Genomic DNA, 246 nt, shown 5'->3' with positions numbered 1-246 from the left:
TCACATAGGATCCTTAAGCCAGGTGCAACGCAATGCGGTTACCCCTTCCGGGCAACCCAATACTCTTTCGATAAAACCAATCTGCTTCTGCCATTCCTTTACAATGACCTCGTTTCCAGTACCCTGTATCCTGTTTCCAGTATCCAGTATCCTGCTAAAGTGGAGGATATCGGATTCGAACCGATGACCCCCTGCGTGCAAGGCAGGTGCTCTAGCCAGCTGAGCTAATCCCCCGTGTTCCTTCTC

General features: G+C 50.8%; 1 tRNA gene. It reads right to left on the bottom strand.

Annotated features, from left to right (window positions below):
• Positions 1-160: 160 nt before the first annotated feature.
• Positions 161-234: transfer RNA gene (locus LDX50_RS30700), tRNA-Ala, on the bottom strand.
• Between the last annotated feature and the right edge of the window lie 12 nt (positions 235-246).

Source organism: Fulvivirga sedimenti (assembly GCF_020328055.1).
The sequence above is the reverse complement of the archived record's forward strand: the minus strand, read 5'-3'. Positions and strand labels throughout refer to the sequence as shown.